This window comes from Vibrio paracholerae (assembly GCF_037672085.1).
Classification (GTDB): Bacteria; Pseudomonadota; Gammaproteobacteria; order Enterobacterales; family Vibrionaceae; genus Vibrio; species Vibrio cholerae.
Map to the genome: position 1 here is coordinate 970,184 of NZ_JBBHLM010000002.1, position 18,061 is coordinate 988,244.

Annotated in this window: 16 protein-coding genes and 4 pseudogenes; 6 read left to right on the forward strand and 14 right to left on the reverse strand. The window is 45.1% G+C overall.

From position 1 onward, the window contains the following. Positions 1–43: 43 nt before the first annotated feature. From pabC to ptsG, 6 genes are all read left to right on the forward strand, one after another. On the forward strand, positions 44–847 hold the full coding sequence (pabC, locus tag R4537_RS09850) for an aminodeoxychorismate lyase (protein ID WP_000289967.1): 804 nt from the start codon (positions 44–46) through the stop codon (positions 845–847). Further along, positions 844–1,860, forward strand: coding sequence for an endolytic transglycosylase MltG (mltG, locus tag R4537_RS09855; RefSeq protein ID WP_000592347.1), 1,017 nt, complete (start codon positions 844–846; stop codon positions 1,858–1,860). The genes pabC and mltG overlap by 4 nt, the downstream gene beginning before the upstream one ends. Then, positions 1,857–2,495 carry a dTMP kinase gene (tmk, locus tag R4537_RS09860; RefSeq protein WP_071177830.1) on the forward strand — a complete coding sequence of 213 codons (639 nt, stop codon included), beginning with the start codon at positions 1,857–1,859 and terminating at the stop codon, positions 2,493–2,495. The genes mltG and tmk overlap by 4 nt, the downstream gene beginning before the upstream one ends. Continuing rightward, complete coding sequence (locus R4537_RS09865; protein ID WP_071177829.1) at positions 2,488–3,462, forward strand: DNA polymerase III subunit delta'; 975 nt, start codon at positions 2,488–2,490, stop codon at positions 3,460–3,462. Before tmk ends, R4537_RS09865 begins: the two co-directional genes overlap by 8 nt. After that, the gene (locus R4537_RS09870; protein WP_000497149.1) at positions 3,453–4,220 is read left to right on the forward strand and encodes a TatD family hydrolase; all 768 of its coding nucleotides are present in this window, start codon (positions 3,453–3,455) and stop codon (positions 4,218–4,220) included. Before R4537_RS09865 ends, R4537_RS09870 begins: the two co-directional genes overlap by 10 nt. Positions 4,221–4,663: 443 nt before the next feature. Continuing rightward, positions 4,664–6,094 carry a PTS glucose transporter subunit IIBC gene (gene ptsG / locus R4537_RS09875; RefSeq protein ID WP_000475678.1) on the forward strand — a complete coding sequence of 477 codons (1,431 nt, stop codon included), beginning with the start codon at positions 4,664–4,666 and terminating at the stop codon, positions 6,092–6,094. A gap of 51 nt (positions 6,095–6,145) precedes the next feature. On the opposite strand, the gene R4537_RS09880 is transcribed toward ptsG, so the two are convergent. From R4537_RS09880 to R4537_RS09945, 14 genes and pseudogenes are all read right to left on the reverse strand, one after another. After that, positions 6,146–7,468 (reverse strand): IS4 family transposase, encoded by a 1,323-nt coding sequence (locus R4537_RS09880; RefSeq protein ID WP_043992589.1) that lies wholly within the window; start codon positions 7,466–7,468, stop codon positions 6,146–6,148. A gap of 87 nt (positions 7,469–7,555) precedes the next feature. Beyond that, a complete protein-coding gene (cas6f, locus tag R4537_RS09885) occupies positions 7,556–8,149 on the reverse strand; it encodes a type I-F CRISPR-associated endoribonuclease Cas6/Csy4 (protein WP_071179249.1) in 594 nt (197 codons plus the stop codon). Positions 8,150–8,160: 11 nt separating this feature from the next. Next, positions 8,161–9,063: pseudogene (gene csy3 / locus R4537_RS09890) on the reverse strand (type I-F CRISPR-associated protein Csy3); the annotation flags it as partial. A 27-nt stretch (positions 9,064–9,090) separates the two neighbouring features. Then, complete coding sequence (gene tnpC / locus R4537_RS09895; protein WP_114813761.1) at positions 9,091–10,620, reverse strand: IS66 family transposase; 1,530 nt, start codon at positions 10,618–10,620, stop codon at positions 9,091–9,093. 59 nt (positions 10,621–10,679) lie between these two features. After that, positions 10,680–11,033 carry an IS66 family insertion sequence element accessory protein TnpB gene (tnpB, locus tag R4537_RS09900; RefSeq protein ID WP_071178690.1) on the reverse strand — a complete coding sequence of 118 codons (354 nt, stop codon included), beginning with the start codon at positions 11,031–11,033 and terminating at the stop codon, positions 10,680–10,682. Beyond that, a complete protein-coding gene (gene tnpA, locus R4537_RS09905) occupies positions 11,030–11,350 on the reverse strand; it encodes an IS66 family insertion sequence element accessory protein TnpA (RefSeq protein WP_114813763.1) in 321 nt (106 codons plus the stop codon). Before tnpA (R4537_RS09905) ends, tnpB (R4537_RS09900) begins: the two co-directional genes overlap by 4 nt. A 79-nt stretch (positions 11,351–11,429) precedes the next feature. Continuing rightward, positions 11,430–11,573: pseudogene (locus R4537_RS09910) on the reverse strand (type I-F CRISPR-associated protein Csy3); the annotation flags it as partial. Positions 11,574–11,579: 6 nt separating this feature from the next. Next, positions 11,580–13,406, reverse strand: a pseudogene (locus R4537_RS09915) (type I-F CRISPR-associated protein Csy2); the annotation flags it as partial. 28 nt (positions 13,407–13,434) lie between these two features. Further along, positions 13,435–14,964: an IS66 family transposase gene (gene tnpC, locus R4537_RS09920; RefSeq protein ID WP_338953869.1), complete on the reverse strand. Its 1,530-nt coding sequence runs from the start codon at positions 14,962–14,964 to the stop codon at positions 13,435–13,437. 59 nt (positions 14,965–15,023) lie between these two features. Further along, positions 15,024–15,377, reverse strand: a complete 354-nt coding sequence (gene tnpB / locus R4537_RS09925) for an IS66 family insertion sequence element accessory protein TnpB (RefSeq protein ID WP_071178690.1) — start codon at positions 15,375–15,377, stop codon at positions 15,024–15,026. Further along, positions 15,374–15,694 (reverse strand): IS66 family insertion sequence element accessory protein TnpA, encoded by a 321-nt coding sequence (gene tnpA, locus R4537_RS09930; protein ID WP_338952405.1) that lies wholly within the window; start codon positions 15,692–15,694, stop codon positions 15,374–15,376. The genes tnpB (R4537_RS09925) and tnpA (R4537_RS09930) overlap by 4 nt, the downstream gene beginning before the upstream one ends. An 81-nt stretch (positions 15,695–15,775) precedes the next feature. Further along, positions 15,776–16,048, reverse strand: a pseudogene (locus R4537_RS09935) (type I-F CRISPR-associated protein Csy2); the annotation flags it as partial. Between the two features lie 2 nt (positions 16,049–16,050). Further along, positions 16,051–17,262 (reverse strand): TniQ family protein, encoded by a 1,212-nt coding sequence (locus R4537_RS09940; protein WP_071178687.1) that lies wholly within the window; start codon positions 17,260–17,262, stop codon positions 16,051–16,053. A 110-nt stretch (positions 17,263–17,372) separates the two neighbouring features. Then, entirely contained in the window at positions 17,373–18,056 is a 684-nt protein-coding gene (locus R4537_RS09945; protein ID WP_069212616.1) for a DUF6602 domain-containing protein, read from the reverse strand. Positions 18,057–18,061 lie beyond the last annotated feature (5 nt).

The following is an 18,061-nucleotide window of genomic DNA, read 5'->3' on the forward strand; positions in this document are numbered from 1 at the left end:
TTGATGCATAGCATTGAGCCGTTTCTTTTTATGGAGTGAGATCATGTACTGGGTCAATGGTCAACGGCGTAATGAAGTGCCTATTCATGATCGATCATTTCAATATGGCGATGGTTGCTTCACGACTATACTGACCAAAGAAGGTCAGGTGCAGCAATGGTCCTCACATAAGGCGCGGTTACAGGCTTGCCTTGATATCTTGCACATACCCGAGCCCAATTGGGATCTGGTATGGCAAGGACTGCAAAGCATGATCCTGCCGCAGGAGAAAGCTGGACTGAAAATACACATTAGCCGAGGTTTGGGAGGGCGTGGTTACAGTCCTACTCAAGTGAGTGAAAGCAGTGTTACTATTAGCGCCTTTGCTTTTCCAGCCCACTATCAAGCATGGCGTGATAAGGGATTGGCTGTGGGGATTTGTCAGCAGCGAATGGGATTAAACCCTCTGTTGGCGGGGCACAAACATAATAATCGATTGGAACAGATCTTACTCAAACGTGAGATGGATAGCGCGGGATGGGATGACGGGGTCTGTTTAGACATCAATGGTAAGGTGATTGAAACCACCGCTGCCAATATATTTTGGTGTAAAGATGGAAAAATTTTTACACCTTGTTTAAGAAATGCCGGAGTCGCCGGAGTTGCGCGTCGACAGACACTCGAATTCGCGCAGCGACAAGAGATTCCTATTGTGATTGATGAATTTACGCTGGAAGACCTATTGAACGCAGAGGAAGTTTTTATTACCAATGCTTTGCTTGAGGTTGCTCCAGTCAGACAAATTGGTGAACAGCAATTAACGATAGGTAGTATGACGCGACGATTTCAGGAGAGTAGTAATTCGTGATTAAAAAACTGGTATTGGTGTTGGTTGCGCTGTTCTTTGTTTTGGCAGGCAGCTACTTTTATGTTGTTAAGAAGATGGATCAATATCTGGCTCAGCCTCTGATGATCCAAGAGGCTCAGTTAGTCACGATAGCCTCTGGGACTAGTCTCAGTCGAGAGCTGGCCCAGTTAACCGAACAAGCTTGGATCCAAGATAGTTTTGTTGCCGAATGGGTGCGTCGTTTTCACCCTGAACTATCCAGAATTAAGGCAGGAACCTACAAGCTAGAACCTAATATGACTCTAGCGCAGGCTTTGGCTTTGCTGGTTTCTGGTAAAGAGCATCAATTTTCCATTACCTTTGTAGAAGGCAGTCGTTTTCAAGAGTGGCGGGAGATCCTCGCAAGCGATGAAAATATCACCCAGCAACTGACGGGCATGACTGAAATCGATATTGCTAAGGCTTTAGGGCTTGAGCATGAAAAGCTGGAGGGGCTTTTTCTTGCAGAAACATACCACTTTACTAAAGGGACGAGTGATCTCGATATCCTTAAGCGTGCGCATCAGAAATTAGATAAGTTTCTGCAAGTGACTTGGGAACATCGCCAAGAGGGACTGCCGATCCAGACGCCTTATGAAGCATTAATCTTGGCCTCGATTATTGAGAAAGAAACCTCAATTGCAGAGGAGCGTGAGCGTATATCTGGGGTATTTATTAATCGTCTGAATAAACGCATGCGTCTGCAAACTGATCCTACTGTGATTTATGGTATGGGCGAAGATTTCGATGGCAATATTCGTAAGAAAGATTTACGTGCACATACTCCCTACAATACTTATGTTATCAATGGTTTACCTCCAACTCCTATCGCTATGCCGGGTGAAGCCTCCATTTATGCAGCGTTAAATCCAGAACAAACGGAGTATCTATACTTTGTGGCAAGTGGAGAGGGGGGACACAATTTCTCTAAAACTCTTGCTGAGCACAATAGTGCAGTGCGTGCTTATCTTAAAAAACTTAGAACGAAACAATGAACGCAAAATTTATCGTAATTGAAGGCCTTGAAGGCGCAGGCAAAAGCTCGGCGATTCAAGTCGTTGTTGAAACCTTGCAGCAAAACGGCATTGATCGTATCACTCGTACCCGCGAGCCGGGTGGTACGGTGTTGGCTGAAAAGCTACGTGCGTTAGTGAAAGAAGAACACCCGGGCGAAGAGCTTCAAGACATTACTGAATTACTCTTGGTCTATGCCGCGCGAGTACAATTGGTGGAAAATGTCATTAAACCGGCGTTAGCAAGGGGGGAATGGGTTGTGGGTGATCGCCATGACATGTCCTCTCAAGCGTATCAAGGTGGTGGTCGACAGATTGCACAGAGTACGATGCAAAGCCTCAAACAGACTGCACTTGGAAATTTCAAACCCGACTTAACATTATATTTGGATATCGACCCTAAGCTTGGTTTGGAACGTGCTCGTGGCCGTGGTGAATTGGATCGTATTGAAAAAATGGACATCAGCTTTTTTGAGCGTGCTCGTGAGCGTTACCTAGAATTAGCCAAGAGCGATGATTCTGTGGTTATGATTGATGCGGCACAGTCGATTGAATACGTCACGGCCGATATTCGTCATGCATTGCAAGATTGGTTGAGTCAAGTTAACTGTGTCTAGTCTCAATTCTCTTTACCCTTGGTTAGTTCCTGTCTGGCAGCCTTGGCAAGCGGGATTAGCGGCAGGAAAAATCTCGTCAGCGACGTTAATTCAAGCATCAGAAGGATTAGGCGCTGAGAGTTTGGTTGAACTCATGGCCCGCACCTTGATGTGTACGAGTAGCCAAACTGAGCCATGCGGTTTTTGCCATAGTTGCGGTCTCATGCAATCGGGAAATCATCCCGATTTTCATGTCGTTAAGCCAGAAAAGGTAGGGAAATCGATCACGGTGGAGCAAATTCGCCAGATGAATCGTATTGCCCAAGAGTCGTCCCAGCTCTCCGGCTATCGTTTGATTGTCATTGAGCCTGCCGATGCGATGAATGAATCTTCCGCCAACGCGCTACTGAAAACGCTCGAAGAGCCTGCACCAAACTGTCTATTTATTTTGGTTACCTCTCGGATTAAGCATCTTTTGCCGACGATAGTCAGCCGTTGCCAAAGGTTAGTGATCCCTGCGCCAACCACTGCGCAGGTCGTTGAGTGGCTAAAAGGGCAGGGGATCACGACGCCTGCCTACGCCTTACATCTTTGCGCAGATTCACCGATCAAAACCCGTGCCTTTATGTTAGAAGGGGGAGCGGAAAAATATCATGAGCTTGAAAGCCAACTGATGAATGCGCTGAGTGGCGATGTGAATGCGCAACTTAAATGTATCGCACTCATCGATGCCGATTTGACCACGCATTTGTATTGGGTTTGGTGTGTTTTGACCGATGCGCAAAAAATTCACTTTGGTGTGCAGCAAGACTATTATCCCGCTGCAAGTACCGCATTAGCTGGCCGCTTTACCTATTCTAAACTTCATGCACAGACAGAAAGCTTGGAAAGGCTGATGGAACAATTGAACCAGTTCAGTGGATTGAATACAGAGCTGTTGTTGCTGCAATGGTTATATCAATTTAGTAATGAGGAAACATGTTTGTAGATTCTCATTGTCATCTCGACAAGTTGGATTACCAAGACTTACACGCGGATGTCAGCGATGTGCTTGCCAAAGCGCATCAAGCCAAAGTGGAATATTTACTCTCGGTTGGCGTTACGCTCGACTCTTTCCCTAAGATGCTCGCGATGATTGAGCCTTTTCCGCAAGTATATGCTTCTTGTGGTGTGCATCCACTGGATGTGCAGAGTGATTTCTCACTCGATCTTTTCCACCAATATGCACAGCATCCTCGAGTGGTTGCGATTGGCGAAACGGGGTTGGATTACCATTACCAACCAGAAACCGCCGATTTACAAAAACTGCGTTTTCGGCAGCAGATTGAGACTGCTGTGGCCCTGAATAAACCGCTGATCATTCATACTCGTAATGCTCAACAAGATACCCTTCAATTACTGAGAGAAGGAAAAGCGCAGCAGTGTGGTGGTGTGATTCACTGTTTCACAGAGGATCTTGCCTTTGCTCAAGCTGCAATGGATCTGGGATTCTATATCTCTATTTCAGGGATTGTGACTTTCCGACAAGCAACGGATCTTAAAGAGGTCGTAAAAGCTTTACCTCTGGATCGTCTATTGATTGAAACGGATTCACCTTATCTCGCCCCAGTACCGCATCGTGGTAAAGAGAACCAACCTGCTTATGTGGTCGAAGTCGCTGCCTATATTGCCGATCTAAAAGGCGTTTCTTTGACAGAAGTTGCGCAAAAAACAACACAAAATTTTCAAAATCTTTTTTTGCGATGAAAATCATATTTAGATAAAAAAGCGAGCGTTTGCTCGCTTTTTTATTCGTCAAATAAATAAGAAATTCTAAATAAGCAGGTGTTTACTGTATTTGTTGAAAAATAGAGCGGAATTCCTCAAATTGTAATTTTGTTACTAAAAATAACATGCCTATCTATTTTATTTACCCAGTAAAATTAATGCTATCAATAATTACCTCTATATAAAACATATGGTTATGCTGTTTTTTGAGTTGAAAATGAAAGGTTGCCGATTGTGATCTAATTAGTAATTTGAAACTTAATTTCGTCGCAAACTAGAAAATTTGAGGGGTATCAAGATATATTTAGAGCCGGAAAATATAATACAAAAAGTGGTTACATTTTCACTGGGTGCTAACATTTAGGCTACGGGGGTATGCCGTTAGTCCCAGCAATTCTAATAACTTAATCAGGAGCATAAACATGTTTAAGAACGCTTTTGCGAATCTGCAAAAGGTCGGTAAGGCGCTGATGCTGCCAGTATCAGTTTTGCCTGTCGCCGGTATTTTGCTAGGCGTGGGTGCCGCTAATTTTAGTTGGCTACCAGAAGTTGTATCACATCTCATGGAACAAGCGGGTGGTTCAGTCTTCGGTCAAATGGCTCTGCTATTTGCTGTCGGTGTTGCGCTGGGCTTTACTAATAACGACGGTGTATCAGGTCTGTCTGCTATCGTCGGTTACGGCATTATGGTTGCGACTTTAAAAGTCATGGCAACAGTGATGGGCGTGAGCGGCATCGATACCGGTGTTTTGGGTGGTATCCTAGCCGGTGGCGTTGCAGCTTGGTCATTCAACCGTTTCTACAAAATTCAACTGCCTGAATACCTGGGCTTCTTTGCAGGTAAACGTGCTGTTCCAATCATTACTGGTTTTATTTCGATTGCACTGGGTGTGGTTCTGTCGTTCATTTGGCCACCAATCGGTTCTGCGATCGCCACTTTCTCTGACTGGGCGGCAAACCAAGATCCTGTAACCGCATTTGGTATCTACGGTATCGTTGAGCGTTCACTGATCCCATTTGGCCTGCATCACATTTGGAACGTACCTTTCTTCTACCAAGCAGGTACTTGTGTGAACGGTGCTGGTGAAACCGTTAACGGTATCATGACATGCTTCCTGACGGCAGACGAGGCTTCTCGTGCGGCAGGCAATGGCTTCGGTCAATTGGCGGGTGGCTACTTGTTCAAGATGTTCGGTCTTCCAGCCGCTGCATTTGCTATCGCTCACTGTGCTAAGCCTGAAAACCGTGCAAAAGTAATGGGTATCATGGCTTCTGCTGCTCTGACTTCATTCCTAACCGGTATTACTGAGCCAATCGAATTCGCATTCTTGTTCGTTGCTCCAGTATTGTACGCAATTCACGCTGTATTAGCGGGTCTGGCTTATGTTCTGACTAACGCGCTGGGCGTGGTTCACGGTCACACCTTCTCTAACGGTTTCATTGACTTCGTGGTTCAATCGCCACGTGCTGACAATATGTTACTGCTGGTTGGTCTAGGCATTGGTTATGCTGTACTGTACTACGTGGTATTCACATTTGTTATCCGTGCTCTTAACCTAAAAACACCAGGTCGTGAAGATGAGAGCGCTGAGAAATCAACATCAAGTGGTAATGAACTAGCAGGTGATCTGGTTGCTGCATTCGGTGGTAAAGCCAACATCACTAACCTAGATGCGTGTATCACCCGCTTACGTGTATCGGTAGCAGATACTGCTCTGGTTGATCAAGATAAGCTGAAAAAGCTTGGTGCAGCAGGTGTGGTTATGGTTTCTGGTGGTGTACAAGCTATCTTCGGTACTAAATCAGACAACCTGAAAACAGAAATGGATGAGTGGATTCGTAACAACGGTTAATCTCATTCTTCCCCCTAGAGAAAAGGAGACCTAAGGTCTAATGCATGTGAGTTAAGCTGAGTTACGCTTTCTAGAAGGCCTAGTCGCATAGCGATTTGGCCTTTTCTTTACTGCTCTTGGATATGTCCTCTCCCGCCTCTCTGGAAGCACAAAGCTTTCTGCCATGTCGAGGATATATCGGAGCACTTCTGGATATCTTCCAGGTGCGACAGCCGGAAGCATCTGCAACTGACTCACCAAAAATATCGATGCCTGCTTAAAGCCTATTTGGTATGGCATTACCGTGTCCAATGAATACGCCATCTGGCACATCATAAAACGCAGCAGGTTGTAGGCGAGCAGCATCCCCCAAAGCTCCTGTTTGACTAACGCCGGCGTTTTACTTCTTAGCGTTAGGCTATTTTGAAGCATGTACTGCTTCATCTCTCGATAACCTAATTCGATTTCCCAACGATGACTGTAGAGCTCTGCAATATCTGCCCCTATGTAACGCTTGGGGTCGGTCATTGAAGTCAGCAGTTGGACCTCTTTCCCTTTCACCTTAGTGGTAATGAGTCTAGCTTCTAGTGTATCCGGCGCATCTGCCCATTTCTTTTTCGCTTGAGCAGTCAGCGAGAGTTCAATCAGCTCCTGACCGCGCCCCAATTTTCTTAACGTCTTATATTGCGCCCCTTTACGCAGGGGAATTAGCCAGTGCCTTTCCTTACCTTGGCTTTGCCAACGATGGAGAAGTCCTAAGGCATAAAAGCCTTTGTCAAACAGGGTCAGGCTATTATCTGGGGCTTTGTCGATAAGCTGAGCAGTGAGGTCAACCTCACTGACGGAGACGGAGTCAAAGGCGGCACTGTTGAGCAGATGGCTCGTTAATTCCATGTGGCAGACCATGCGAACTTGAGGATAGTCTGACGTCGTGGTTTGATTACCTGTTCGGCTAAAAGCCTTATCGTTGTCGGCCGTATCTGGTGTTCGCCAGACCACACCATCAACAGCATGTAAAGTGAGCCCGTACCAGTCAGGGTGTGGGGTTTTCTCATGCCACAATTGCTGAGTTTGGTTGAACACCGCTTCTACTGGCTCATGCCCCAACTTCTTACGGGCGTGGATAACCGCACTCGGCGCAACAAAGGGTTTCTTACCCGGCAGCAATATATCTAGCTGAGAGACCACCTTACTCATCGATAGATGCCGATAAAGAGACATACCCACAATGCTCCATACCATCAATTCCATGGGGAGCCTACGCTTACGAAGCGTGGCAACGCCTGTGTCCTCAAGACATTGATTAATGAGTTCAGGGCAAAGGAGATCGGATAGACCATTGAGTTGGTCAGCAGAGAATTGATGTATTCGGTCGAGGGCTTGTCTTAAGAACATAAAAAAATCCGAGTGCGTAGAAACACTCGGATTTTGACACCCTCTCAGGATCGTTCAACCGATCATTTTTTGCTTAACTGATCGGCATTAAGGTACCGTCGCTCTTTTTTCTTGATTGGTTGCAAAACCATAGCTATTAAAGCCAGATTCAGCACGCTCATCTGCGAGTTCCTTTTGAATAAACAGAATAAAATCCTGCCGTGAAGAGCCGCTAGAAATAGGGATTCGATGAAAACTATCGATGACACGGTCTTCATTCGTTACTGGTAATGATTGTTCAATACCAAATAACTCGGCCCTAGCCATACTGCGTTTGATTCGACGCTTTTTGGAACCCAAAAAGTTTTTCCCAATCGTCTGATTACGAACAAACCTTACTTCTTCGGAAGTATCTGGCACCTCATAAACACTGGAGATCTCAAACAAACCTTCATTAACCATCAATGAAAAATAGGGCTGAAAAGAGAGGCCAATCATCATCTCTTTGTCCTCGGAAACAAAGGCAATGGTTTGGCCAACTGAAGATTCATTCCAATCAGGAAAACTCACACCCACTCTATTCATTGCTTGGTGGTGATTAACCATAAACAAGTGCATTTGTGAGATACAACGCCCTGCTAGCAAGCCATAGTCGGCATTAGCATTCGTGTAACGTATCAAGAAGTAGTAACGTTGAGACATGATAGACCCTCTTAATTAGCCTTGGCGCAATTAAACAATCCACCCTTGATCAAAACAGACATAATAAAGTGCACGTCATTCGGAATGGATTCAGAAGCAGTCATACTTTCAATCCAGTTCTCTGTATTTCTGAGTAATTGATAGAAGTCATTTCCATATGCTACATGTCTTCTTGCTATAACGTATTCTCGATCTGCACCATATTCGTTCACTCTTAAAGGCTTATCAGCCTCTTCATGCCACCAATCGTCAATCGATTGCAACGCTGCACCAACTTTTTGTCCGTGAAACGCGACGGTTTCTTTTCCGCTCAAAAGCTCTACTGTGGCTAGCTGCTTAGTAGGGATTCCATCTTCTCGACTATCCAAAAACTCTTGGCTTGGGTAAACCTCATCTCCCCAGCCAACCCGCAGTTTTGCTTTGATGTCCATGTAGAAGTATTCGGTTGGGTCAGACAATGCTCGCTCCAGATAGGCAGTAAGCCTTTCTAAGCATTCTGTTGAATCACCATCCCAATGACCATACCAAGAGAGTTTTTGAGCATGTTCGACAACAAAGGTATCCAATTCACTGGTCGTCACTTCAATAGTGATATTTCTGCACTCACGATTTCGCCATAACCAAGTACCAAGCAAGATGTTCTTCGCATAACGATTAGCTAACTCTTTGTATCCGTTGAGCTCTTTATAAATCTTAGCAAACATAGATAGTTTACTGCGCACTTCATCATCACTACAGATATCTGGGGTTAACGAATTGGCCCGAATTCGAAGTGAAAATGCGCAATAGATTTCATCAACGCCGGGCTTTACATAGCACTCTTCGATGAACTGAGGGTTTGAATATGCCAAGTCTTGGGGGGCAACATTCTTGTCGACGAACTTGTTCCCCTTATATGCTTCTGAATAGTATCCGCCCCATGATCCCACAGGGCGATATTGTTAGTGTTTGAAGTTCCAAGGCAGGAGTGCATCGATATCTGGCTCTGCTTTCGCTAGCTCTTTCATGCACTTGACCATGTAGTCGTAGAGGATGAGACCGTTGGCTTTCGCTGTCCCAACGATGCTGTAAAGCATCGCACTCGCTTCAGCTCCATTGGGATTGGTCGAGAAGAGCCAGTTCTTTCTACCAATAACCAGCGGCTTAATGGCGCGTTCAGCACGGTTATTGTCTATCGATAAGTGACCGTCATCGATATAGAGGATTAACTTTGACCATTGGCCGAGCGTGTATTTTATCGCCTTACCCAGCGGGCTAGACTCAAGCATCTGTTGAGTCGTCATCCATTCGTATAACTCATCCAGTATCGGTTTGGCATGCTGCTGGCGTTCTGCTTTTCGTTTTTCCGCAGACTCACATTTTAAGCGTGATTCTATCCCATAAAGCTTTTGGATTTTGGCAAGCGCTTTATCCGCTTTACCTGACTTACCTTTGCCTTGAAGCTTTTTCGCGTCCATGAACTTACGCCGAGCATGCGCGAAGCAACCGACATTGGTGACTCGATGAAGCCCATCATAAGCACCATAGCCATCGGTTTGCAGATAACCACTGTAATCCCCCAAGAAGGCAACAGGGCACGACCTCGCGCGACTGTTTTGATAGTCGTACAAGACGATATTTTTCACATTAGGGAGTGCGGCACCTGGCGAGTCCGCGCCCGAGCAGTAGAGCCACATGTAGCATTGCTTGTCTTCCTTGAGGACATTGAGCGGCGTTTCATCCGCCTGAACCACCACTTGCTCAAGTAGGTGCGTTTTTAAGGCCGCGTAAAGTGGGGCGAACTTCTCACTGACTTGGATAACCCACCTTGCCATGGTGGTGCGTGAGAGTTCGATACCCGACTGGGTAAACAGGGATTCTTGACGATACAGTGGCATCGCGTATTGGTATTTGCCGAGGATGATATTGGCCAGTAAGCTTTCTGTGGCGAAGCTTTTAGGGATAATGCTTTGCGGCGCTGGCTTTTGAACGACGTGGTTTTTGTCTTCTGTTTGTTCGCATTGGCGGCAAGCATATTTAGGACGAACATATTCCAACACTTTTAGTACCGCTGGCGTGAACTCAAGTTTCTCGCTACGGTCTTCACCGATTTTATGCAGACTATGTTGGCAGCAAGTGCACTGCTTTTCATGGTCGTCTAAATCAAGTTCGATAACTTCACGAGGCAGGCTCTTTGGCAGTGGCTTGCGTTTACCACGTTTCTTGGTTGTGTTGGTCGTCGTGACCTCAACCTCTTCTTCCTTAGCGGCTTCACATTCCGCTTCGTTGAAGAGGTCACCTTGTGATTCATTGTAAGGCTTTAACGCCTCCGAGCGTTTAGCGAACTGACGGTCGAAGGCAAGTTTGAGTTGTTCAAGCAGCGACTGGCGCTCTTGTTTCAATTGGGTTTCTGACGCCAACAGCGCTTTCACCATCGCTTGTAGCTCGGCAACATCTTGGCTTTCTGGATTGATATTTGGCGTCTTTTTCATGGCATTGATTATACTAAAATTATGCCATTAATGCTTGGTGGATAAGACTTTATTATCGCTTAAGTCATTGTAAAATCATTTATTATAACGGGTTTGTGGCCGATAATCGTGAAGCCAGAAAGCAGTCTATCAAGCTCGAATTGAGTTAGGGTAAACACGTCGTTTTGCTCTTTTGATGGCCACTTGTACTTGGCTTTTTCAAGGCGCTTGTACCAAAGAGCAAAGCCTGTCTTATCCCAGTACAGCACTTTGATTTTGTCGCGCTGTTTGTTGGTGAACAGGAACAGTGCACCACTTCCTAACGGTAAGTCGGTGTCACTTTCAATCATGGCCGCGAGACCGTTGATGGACTTTCTAAAATCGACGCTTTCACGATAGAGATAGATTTCGGGAGCACTGAGCATGCGTTTCATGACAGCGCACCGATAAGTTCTGCAAGATAGGTTGTTGGCGTGCCTTGCGGAATGATCAGTTCAACATTGTTTACAAGTAGTGTCATGTTGGCAACGACAAGGTGAGTGGCTTGATACTTTGTCCTCTTTTCAACGACTTCTGCTTTAACAAAGCCAATCGTGTTCGGTTTTTCGATGTGCTTTAACTGTTGGCGCTTAGCGTAAAAAGTGGAGAGGCTCAGTCCGTTACGTTCACAGAATAATCGTTGTGATAACTGGCTGGATTCATAGTGTTCGAACAGGGTTCGCCATTCTTGGTGAGTGCGTCGTTTAGCCATTTCAAATCGCCTTTGGGTTGGAGGTTTGATCTTATTATTCGGGCTAGACGATTAGAATGCGGGGTTTATGACGCGCTTACTCTGAATAACTCCCTTTTGGTGCGCGCAATCGGGTTCTATCTACATTAAGGGGACACATATCACCACTTTCGGATAGATAGTAGAAATAAGCTTTGCCAGCAGAAAGTGATCGGACATAGTTCAACTGAGTGCAAAGTTCCATAAACGATTAATCCCTATAGTTTTTTATAAGAATAGTTTCGCTACTGCATTCTATCGACCAAAAGGCGTGGTTTAAAAAGTGATCTCGTCCACTAAAACGGACCTCTATCGGGTTTACTTGCTTAGCAAGCCCTATCGCATTCTCCGCATAAGCATGGCAACCTGTGATTGCGTTATCCCGCTTAGTTGGATGCTCTAATAAATGGTAACCAAGAGAAACGGGCAAGTTATCATCGTTTTGAGTGAGCAACCGCTCTAACTCATCAAAATTAGTAGGTTGCTTTTCACTTGGGTATAACCATCGCCCGTATGCAGGTAATCCTTTTAAAACATGGAAAAGTTCACTCCTGCCTGTAAATGTTCTAAGCCACTCAATCTGCATCGATAGCTGTGGTTGGTATAATGCCCCTCCGGCGAAAGCAACGGGAAGGGCCGTTTTAAGCGCTGATCTAAAATCTGAAATTCGGCTTTCACTATGAACTCTGATAACTAAGTCTATTTCTAGATCCGACAATCGTTCACTGCGAATGGTTGGTCGTTTCGCATTCGAGACCGTTCTAGCTTTGGCGACTGAGTTTGGTTCTGTCAGCTTCGCTGTTGATTGAATATTCTCGTTTCGAACATAAAAAGCGAAACTCGAAAACTCAACTGGGGAATCATTGTTAACCAATTGATTAAGTTGCCTTTGATAATCGTGCATGAATCCCCAAATGGCCGTCAAAGACGGCACACCACACAAACAAGGGTTACTCATCGCTACCGCATCTTGCACTCTCATTGACGACAGGTAGATATATTGCTCCCCCGTCACCGTATCTTGATTGTTAATTGGCTTACTTAGTTGCTCAAGCACCCATGTCACTTGTGCTTTAGCTACCTGCATCAGTTTGGGATGATAAGCAAACTTGGCTGAATACATATTATTTTGAAACGTGAGATGTAAGCGTCGGTTAAACTCACTAGCCAAAGAGCCAAGCTCCCATTCTGGCAACGACAAAAAGGCTTGAGCTAAAGTGTCGTCATGCTCTAGTTGTTGCTGATTGGGTTCAGATTCGGCGATATCTCTTAACTCAATGAGTGGCAGCATCCATAAGGCTATTTGCTTTCGTAAAATCTTACTTCTAACCTTACGAGCTCTTTCTCTTTGCCGCTGTGTTTTGGATGGCTCAGACCCAATTAGGCGATTTAGCACCTGACAAATTTTGGCGTTAGTTACCTGATAGTCATCAAAGTAATGACCACTCTTTTGACGGTTTCCCGTTAACGTCCCACCCTTGGCCTGCTTAACACCTAGCGGGTAATTTAGGACTCTCATATACCCACCCAAACTGCCACACAGGTTCCCAATACTGGCAGAATTAGGTAGTGACGAAGAGACAAAACTGAACTTGTTTTCTGGACTTCGCGCTCTTATTTCTAGTTCGCACTGAAGAGCATGACTCACAACGGGCGTGATCGAAACATAATCATCACCCCATGGAAACCGTAATTGCTTACTGTAAGTACTAACACTGTCGGGAAAACTATTCTCAGGAAGCTGTTCTTCAATTGCACGTTGTAAGCGAGCAAGTGACTTCACATCCAAGCCAAATTCTGTAAGCAGATCAAGCCAAACTGGATTTTTCTGCTGAATAAGCGAAAGAATACACACTGGCTGTGATTGCCATTTAAAAGGATTCAGTAACCATAACGTGTGACGATAGACAGCAGAGTTATGAGCCCAGCCCAATCGCTGATCCAATACTGCACTTGAAATAAACTCCTCGGCTGTAGAAAGAGGTCGCGCAATTATCCGTTGGTCCTTAACACGACAGTCTGGAAACTTTAGGGTATCCGCCCCATGATCCCACAGGGCGATATTGTTAGTGTTTGAAGTTCCAAGGCAGGAGTGCATCGATATCTGGCTCTGCTTTCGCTAGCTCTTTCATGCACTTGACCATGTAGTCGTAGAGGATGAGACCGTTGGCTTTCGCTGTCCCAACGATGCTGTAAAGCATCGCACTCGCTTCAGCTCCATTGGGATTGGTCGAGAAGAGCCAGTTCTTTCTACCAATAACCAGCGGCTTAATGGCGCGTTCAGCACGGTTATTGTCTATCGATAAGTGACCGTCATCGATATAGAGGATTAACTTTGACCATTGGCCGAGCGTGTATTTTATCGCCTTACCCAGCGGGCTAGACTCAAGCATCTGTTGAGTCGTCATCCATTCGTATAACTCATCCAGTATCGGTTTGGCATGCTGCTGGCGTTCTGCTTTTCGTTTTTCCGCAGACTCACCTTTTAAACGTGATTCTATCCCATAAAGCTTTTGGATTTTGGCAAGCGCTTTATCCGCTTTACCTGACTTACCTTTGCCTTGAAGCTTTTTCGCGTCCATGAACTTACGCCGAGCATGCGCGAAGCAACCGACATTGGTGACTCGATGAAGCCCATCATAAGCACCATAGCCATCGGTTTGCAGATAACCATCATAGTTGCCCAAGAAGGCAACAGGGCACGACCTCGCGCGACTGTTTTGATAGTCGTACAAGACGATATTTTTCACATTAGGGAGTGCAGCACCTGGCGAGTCCGCGCCCGAGCAGTAGAGCCACATGTAGCATTGCTTGTCTTCCTTGAGCACATTGAGCGGAGTTTCATCCGCCTGAACCACCACTTGCTCAAGTAGGTGCGTTTTTAAGGCCGCGTAAAGTGGGGCGAACTTCTCACTGACTTGGATAACCCACCTTGCCATGGTGGTGCGTGAGAGTTCGATACCCGACTGGGTAAACAGGGATTCTTGACGATACAGTGGCATCGCGTATTGGTATTTGCCGAGGATGATATTGGCCAGCAAGCTTTCTGTGGCGAAGCTTTTAGGGATAATGCTTTGCGGCGCTGGCTTTTGAACGACGTGGTTTTTGTCTTCTGTTTGTTCGCATTGGCGGCAAGCATATTTAGGACGAACATATTCCAACACTTTTAGTACCGCTGGCGTGAACTCAAGTTTCTCGCTACGGTCTTCACCGATTTTATGCAGACTATGTTGGCAGCAAGTGCACTGCTTTTCATGGTCGTCTAAATCAAGTTCGATAACTTCACGAGGCAGGCTCTTTGGCAGTGGCTTGCGTTTACCACGTTTCTTGGTTGTGTTGGTCGTCGTGACCTCAACCTCTTCTTCCTTAGCGGCTTCACATTCCGCTTCGTTGAAGAGGTCACCTTGTGATTCATTGTAAGGCTTTAACGCCTCCGAGCGTTTAGCGAACTGACGGTCAAAGGCAAGTTTGAGTTGTTCAAGCAGCGACTGGCGCTCTTGTTTCAATTGGGTTTCTGACGCCAACAGCGCTTTCACCATCGCTTGTAGCTCGGCAACATCTTGGCTTTCTGGATTGATATTTGGCGTCTTTTTCATGGCATTGATTATACTAAAATTATGCCATTAATGCTTGGTGGATAAGACTTTATTATCGCTTAAGTCATTGTAAAATCATTTATTATAACGGGTTTGTGGCCGATAATCGTGAAGCCAGAAAGCAGTCTATCAAGCTCGAATTGAGTTAGGGTAAACACGTCGTTTTGCTCTTTTGATGGCCACTTGTACTTGGCTTTTTCAAGGCGCTTGTACCAAAGAGCAAAGCCTGTCTTATCCCAGTACAGCACTTTGATTTTGTCGCGCTGTTTGTTGGTGAACAGGAACAGTGCACCACTTCCTAACGGTAAGTCGGTGTCACTTTCAATCATGGCCGCGAGACCGTTGATGGACTTTCTAAAATCGACGCTTTCACGATAGAGATAGATTTCGGGAGCACTGAGCATGCGTTTCATGACAGCGCACCGATAAGTTCTGCAAGATAGGTTGTTGGCGTGCCTTGCGGAATGCTCAGTTCAACATTGTTTACAAGTAGTGTCATGTTGGCCACTGCAATATGAGTGGCTTGATACCTCGTGGTTTTTTCAACGACTTCTGCTTTAATGAAGCCAACCGTGTTCGGTTTTTCGATGTGCTTTAACTGTTGTCGCTTAGCGTAAAAAGTGGAGAGGCTCAGTCCGTTACGTTCACAGAATAATCGTTGTGATAGCTGGCTGGATTCATAGTGTTCGAACAGGGTTCGCCATTCTTGGTTAGTGCGACGTTTGGCCATTTCAAATTTCCATTGGGTCGGAGGTTTGATCTTATTATTCGGGCTAGACGATTAGAATGCGGGGTTTATGACGCGCTTACACTTTAGGTTATGTGTGTGGAACCACTGGATTTCAGCAAGAGAGGCATCTAAGTTTTCGCGGTCTTTAAAATACCTTTGAGCCCGAGCTACATCCAACCAATCCGAGCACCTATCAGCTTGATGACTAGAACTGAGATTGAGCAAAATCGTCAACGTTTCTTGTTCATACCCATCAACACAAACGTCTTCTGTATAGGGCATAAACATCTTTTTTAGAGCAGTTTGTTTTATTGCTTCGTCTTCAATTGCTAGTAGATCACTTAATTTCGTCATAATTACCACTCAGGTAGATACACGCTTAAACCGTCATTTTCAGAGCACATGCGAGTCAGCTTTGTTTCGATGACACTTCTTAGGGTGAACGCCGATTCATGACTGGCAATTTTGGTATGCATCCGCGGCCTAATCGCTGCTTTAATCTCACCAAACTCATACAACCGATACACCTCATCCGTTGTGCAAGAAAGCAATGTAGACACTTCTAAGGGGCTCAACAGCACATCGCCTACATTCCCTTTGCTGCTTGAAGGTAGTGTTGCCATTAACTTTGTAAAGTAAGCTAACACTTGAGTGAGCACGCTATTACGCTCTAACTGCCTACTTGGTAACTGGCGGCAATCTTTAAGCAAAGCGCCAAAAACTTCATTGAAAAACGTCTTTTTCCAATCTTTGATTCGAATGAGATCGGCTTTGTTTACCAACTCATCAAGTTCTTCCTTCAGCACTCTTGGCCAGCAAGAGCAATACTCAACAAATGACTCAAAACTGATGTTCTCAATATCGCCGTAACGATTAACGTACCATAGTAAAAAACCATAGCGCTCAGAGAGCGTCATTTCAGCCTTCAATAATCCCAAAGGTTTTGAGTCATTTCCTGACAACCATCGAGCAACCAGTAGCGCAGCCACTGGCGCATCTTCTACCGGTGAGTGTCGGAGTTCAAAACCGCATTCGCATTGGCTAATACTTTCGGTGGTTTGGTATTCCAGTCTCGATTGGCACTCGGGGCAGTGATGAACCAATTTACAGCCATGGCGCTCACAAGCTTGCTGAGAAAGAAGTTGCCACTGCTGGCGAATGTATGGAGCCTCACTAATACATAAAGGGCAAATAGGCGTGAAGCGTTGACCAAGAAAAACGAAAGGATAATCAGCTCCCAACCGATGCACGGCTTTGTATTCGGGAGAAAACTGAGCTTTTGAATGTGACAACGCAAGGCGCAGTGCACCAAAGTTATTGAGTTTTAATTGGTTCTCAAGATGGATAAGAACTCGCACCCGCATTTGGCTTGTGGTTTGTGCGTGGTAGATATTGATTCGGTTGAGCTCTAAGGGGAAAGCACCGGGAATCGCTTCATGCTGATCCAACGTGTCAAACCAGATGTCTTCAGCAAAATGAGAAAATCGCTCGTAACCTTGCTCTTGCGATAAGCGCAACAAGAAGCTTTCAAGCGATTCGTCAGGGTAAAGTTGAATGTCTGTATTCACATATCACCAACTAAAACTTAGAATTTCTAAGTTTTATTATTAGTGGTTATTCTGATGCATCAAATTTTAAGAAGTAATTTTGTGATTCAACACGACTTATACCTTCCAAACTAGGGCTTACTTTGATCTGCCCGCATCATTTCTTGAAACAAAGTTTTTGAATAAGGTGGGGCTTTGAAGAGCTTGTATGAAGAAGAATCTCGTACAAGACAAAAGCCTTTAGAATAGACAATCGGTTCTTTAGAATGACTGAGACCATTTACCTCTTCCTCATCATCTAAGCAGATTATGAAATCGATGCTTGAATATTCTTTTTTAGAATCATCCGGTTCAAACATCTGATACTCTCTGTCAAATATGTAGCCACTGCGAGCAAGAACCGTACTCGTTTGGCCGTTTATCTTATAACAAAACATTCCGCACAATAGATTTTCATTATGAATTTTGAGCTGCTTTGATTTACGTTCGAAGTCTCTAATTTCTGTTAATTTTGCGTTCGTTTTAACTTCAATGATCGCAACACATTCTGTGCTACAAATTCTAACTTGGTTACCTATACATGGATTCACTGTGCCTTTTCGTCTTAAGATAATATCGTGTTGTCCATGTTCGATGTTCTGGTAGAAGACCTCTCCTTTATGTAATCGGCCATCAACATGATCTAGCCTTTCATTAATTTGATAGCGAAGGAACTCCTCACGAGCATCGCCCAACACTCCTGTATGCTTAAACTTTTCAACAGCTCTTGATTGAAGGCGTAAAAGCTCATCAATGTATTCGTACAAATAAGACACTACTT

Excerpts from the sequence above, each read along its gene's own strand:
- tnpB (WP_071178690.1), bottom strand. The coding sequence starts at position 15,377 with ATGAAACGCATGCTCAGTGCTCCCGAAATCTATCTCTATCGTGAAAGC.
- tmk (WP_071177830.1), top strand. The coding sequence starts at position 1,857 with ATGAACGCAAAATTTATCGTAATTGAAGGCCTTGAAGGCGCAGGCAAA.
- pabC (WP_000289967.1), top strand. The coding sequence starts at position 44 with ATGTACTGGGTCAATGGTCAACGGCGTAATGAAGTGCCTATTCATGAT.
- tnpB (WP_071178690.1), bottom strand. The coding sequence starts at position 11,033 with ATGAAACGCATGCTCAGTGCTCCCGAAATCTATCTCTATCGTGAAAGC.
- R4537_RS09870 (WP_000497149.1), top strand. The coding sequence starts at position 3,453 with ATGTTTGTAGATTCTCATTGTCATCTCGACAAGTTGGATTACCAAGAC.
- tnpA (WP_114813763.1), bottom strand. The coding sequence starts at position 11,350 with ATGGCTAAACGACGCACTCACCAAGAATGGCGAACCCTGTTCGAACAC.
- tnpC (WP_338953869.1), bottom strand. The coding sequence starts at position 14,964 with ATGAAAAAGACGCCAAATATCAATCCAGAAAGCCAAGATGTTGCCGAG.
- tnpC (WP_114813761.1), bottom strand. The coding sequence starts at position 10,620 with ATGAAAAAGACGCCAAATATCAATCCAGAAAGCCAAGATGTTGCCGAG.
- ptsG (WP_000475678.1), top strand. The coding sequence starts at position 4,664 with ATGTTTAAGAACGCTTTTGCGAATCTGCAAAAGGTCGGTAAGGCGCTG.
- tnpA (WP_338952405.1), bottom strand. The coding sequence starts at position 15,694 with ATGGCCAAACGTCGCACTAACCAAGAATGGCGAACCCTGTTCGAACAC.
- cas6f (WP_071179249.1), bottom strand. The coding sequence starts at position 8,149 with ATGTCTCAACGTTACTACTTCTTGATACGTTACACGAATGCTAATGCC.
- R4537_RS09880 (WP_043992589.1), bottom strand. The coding sequence starts at position 7,468 with ATGTTCTTAAGACAAGCCCTCGACCGAATACATCAATTCTCTGCTGAC.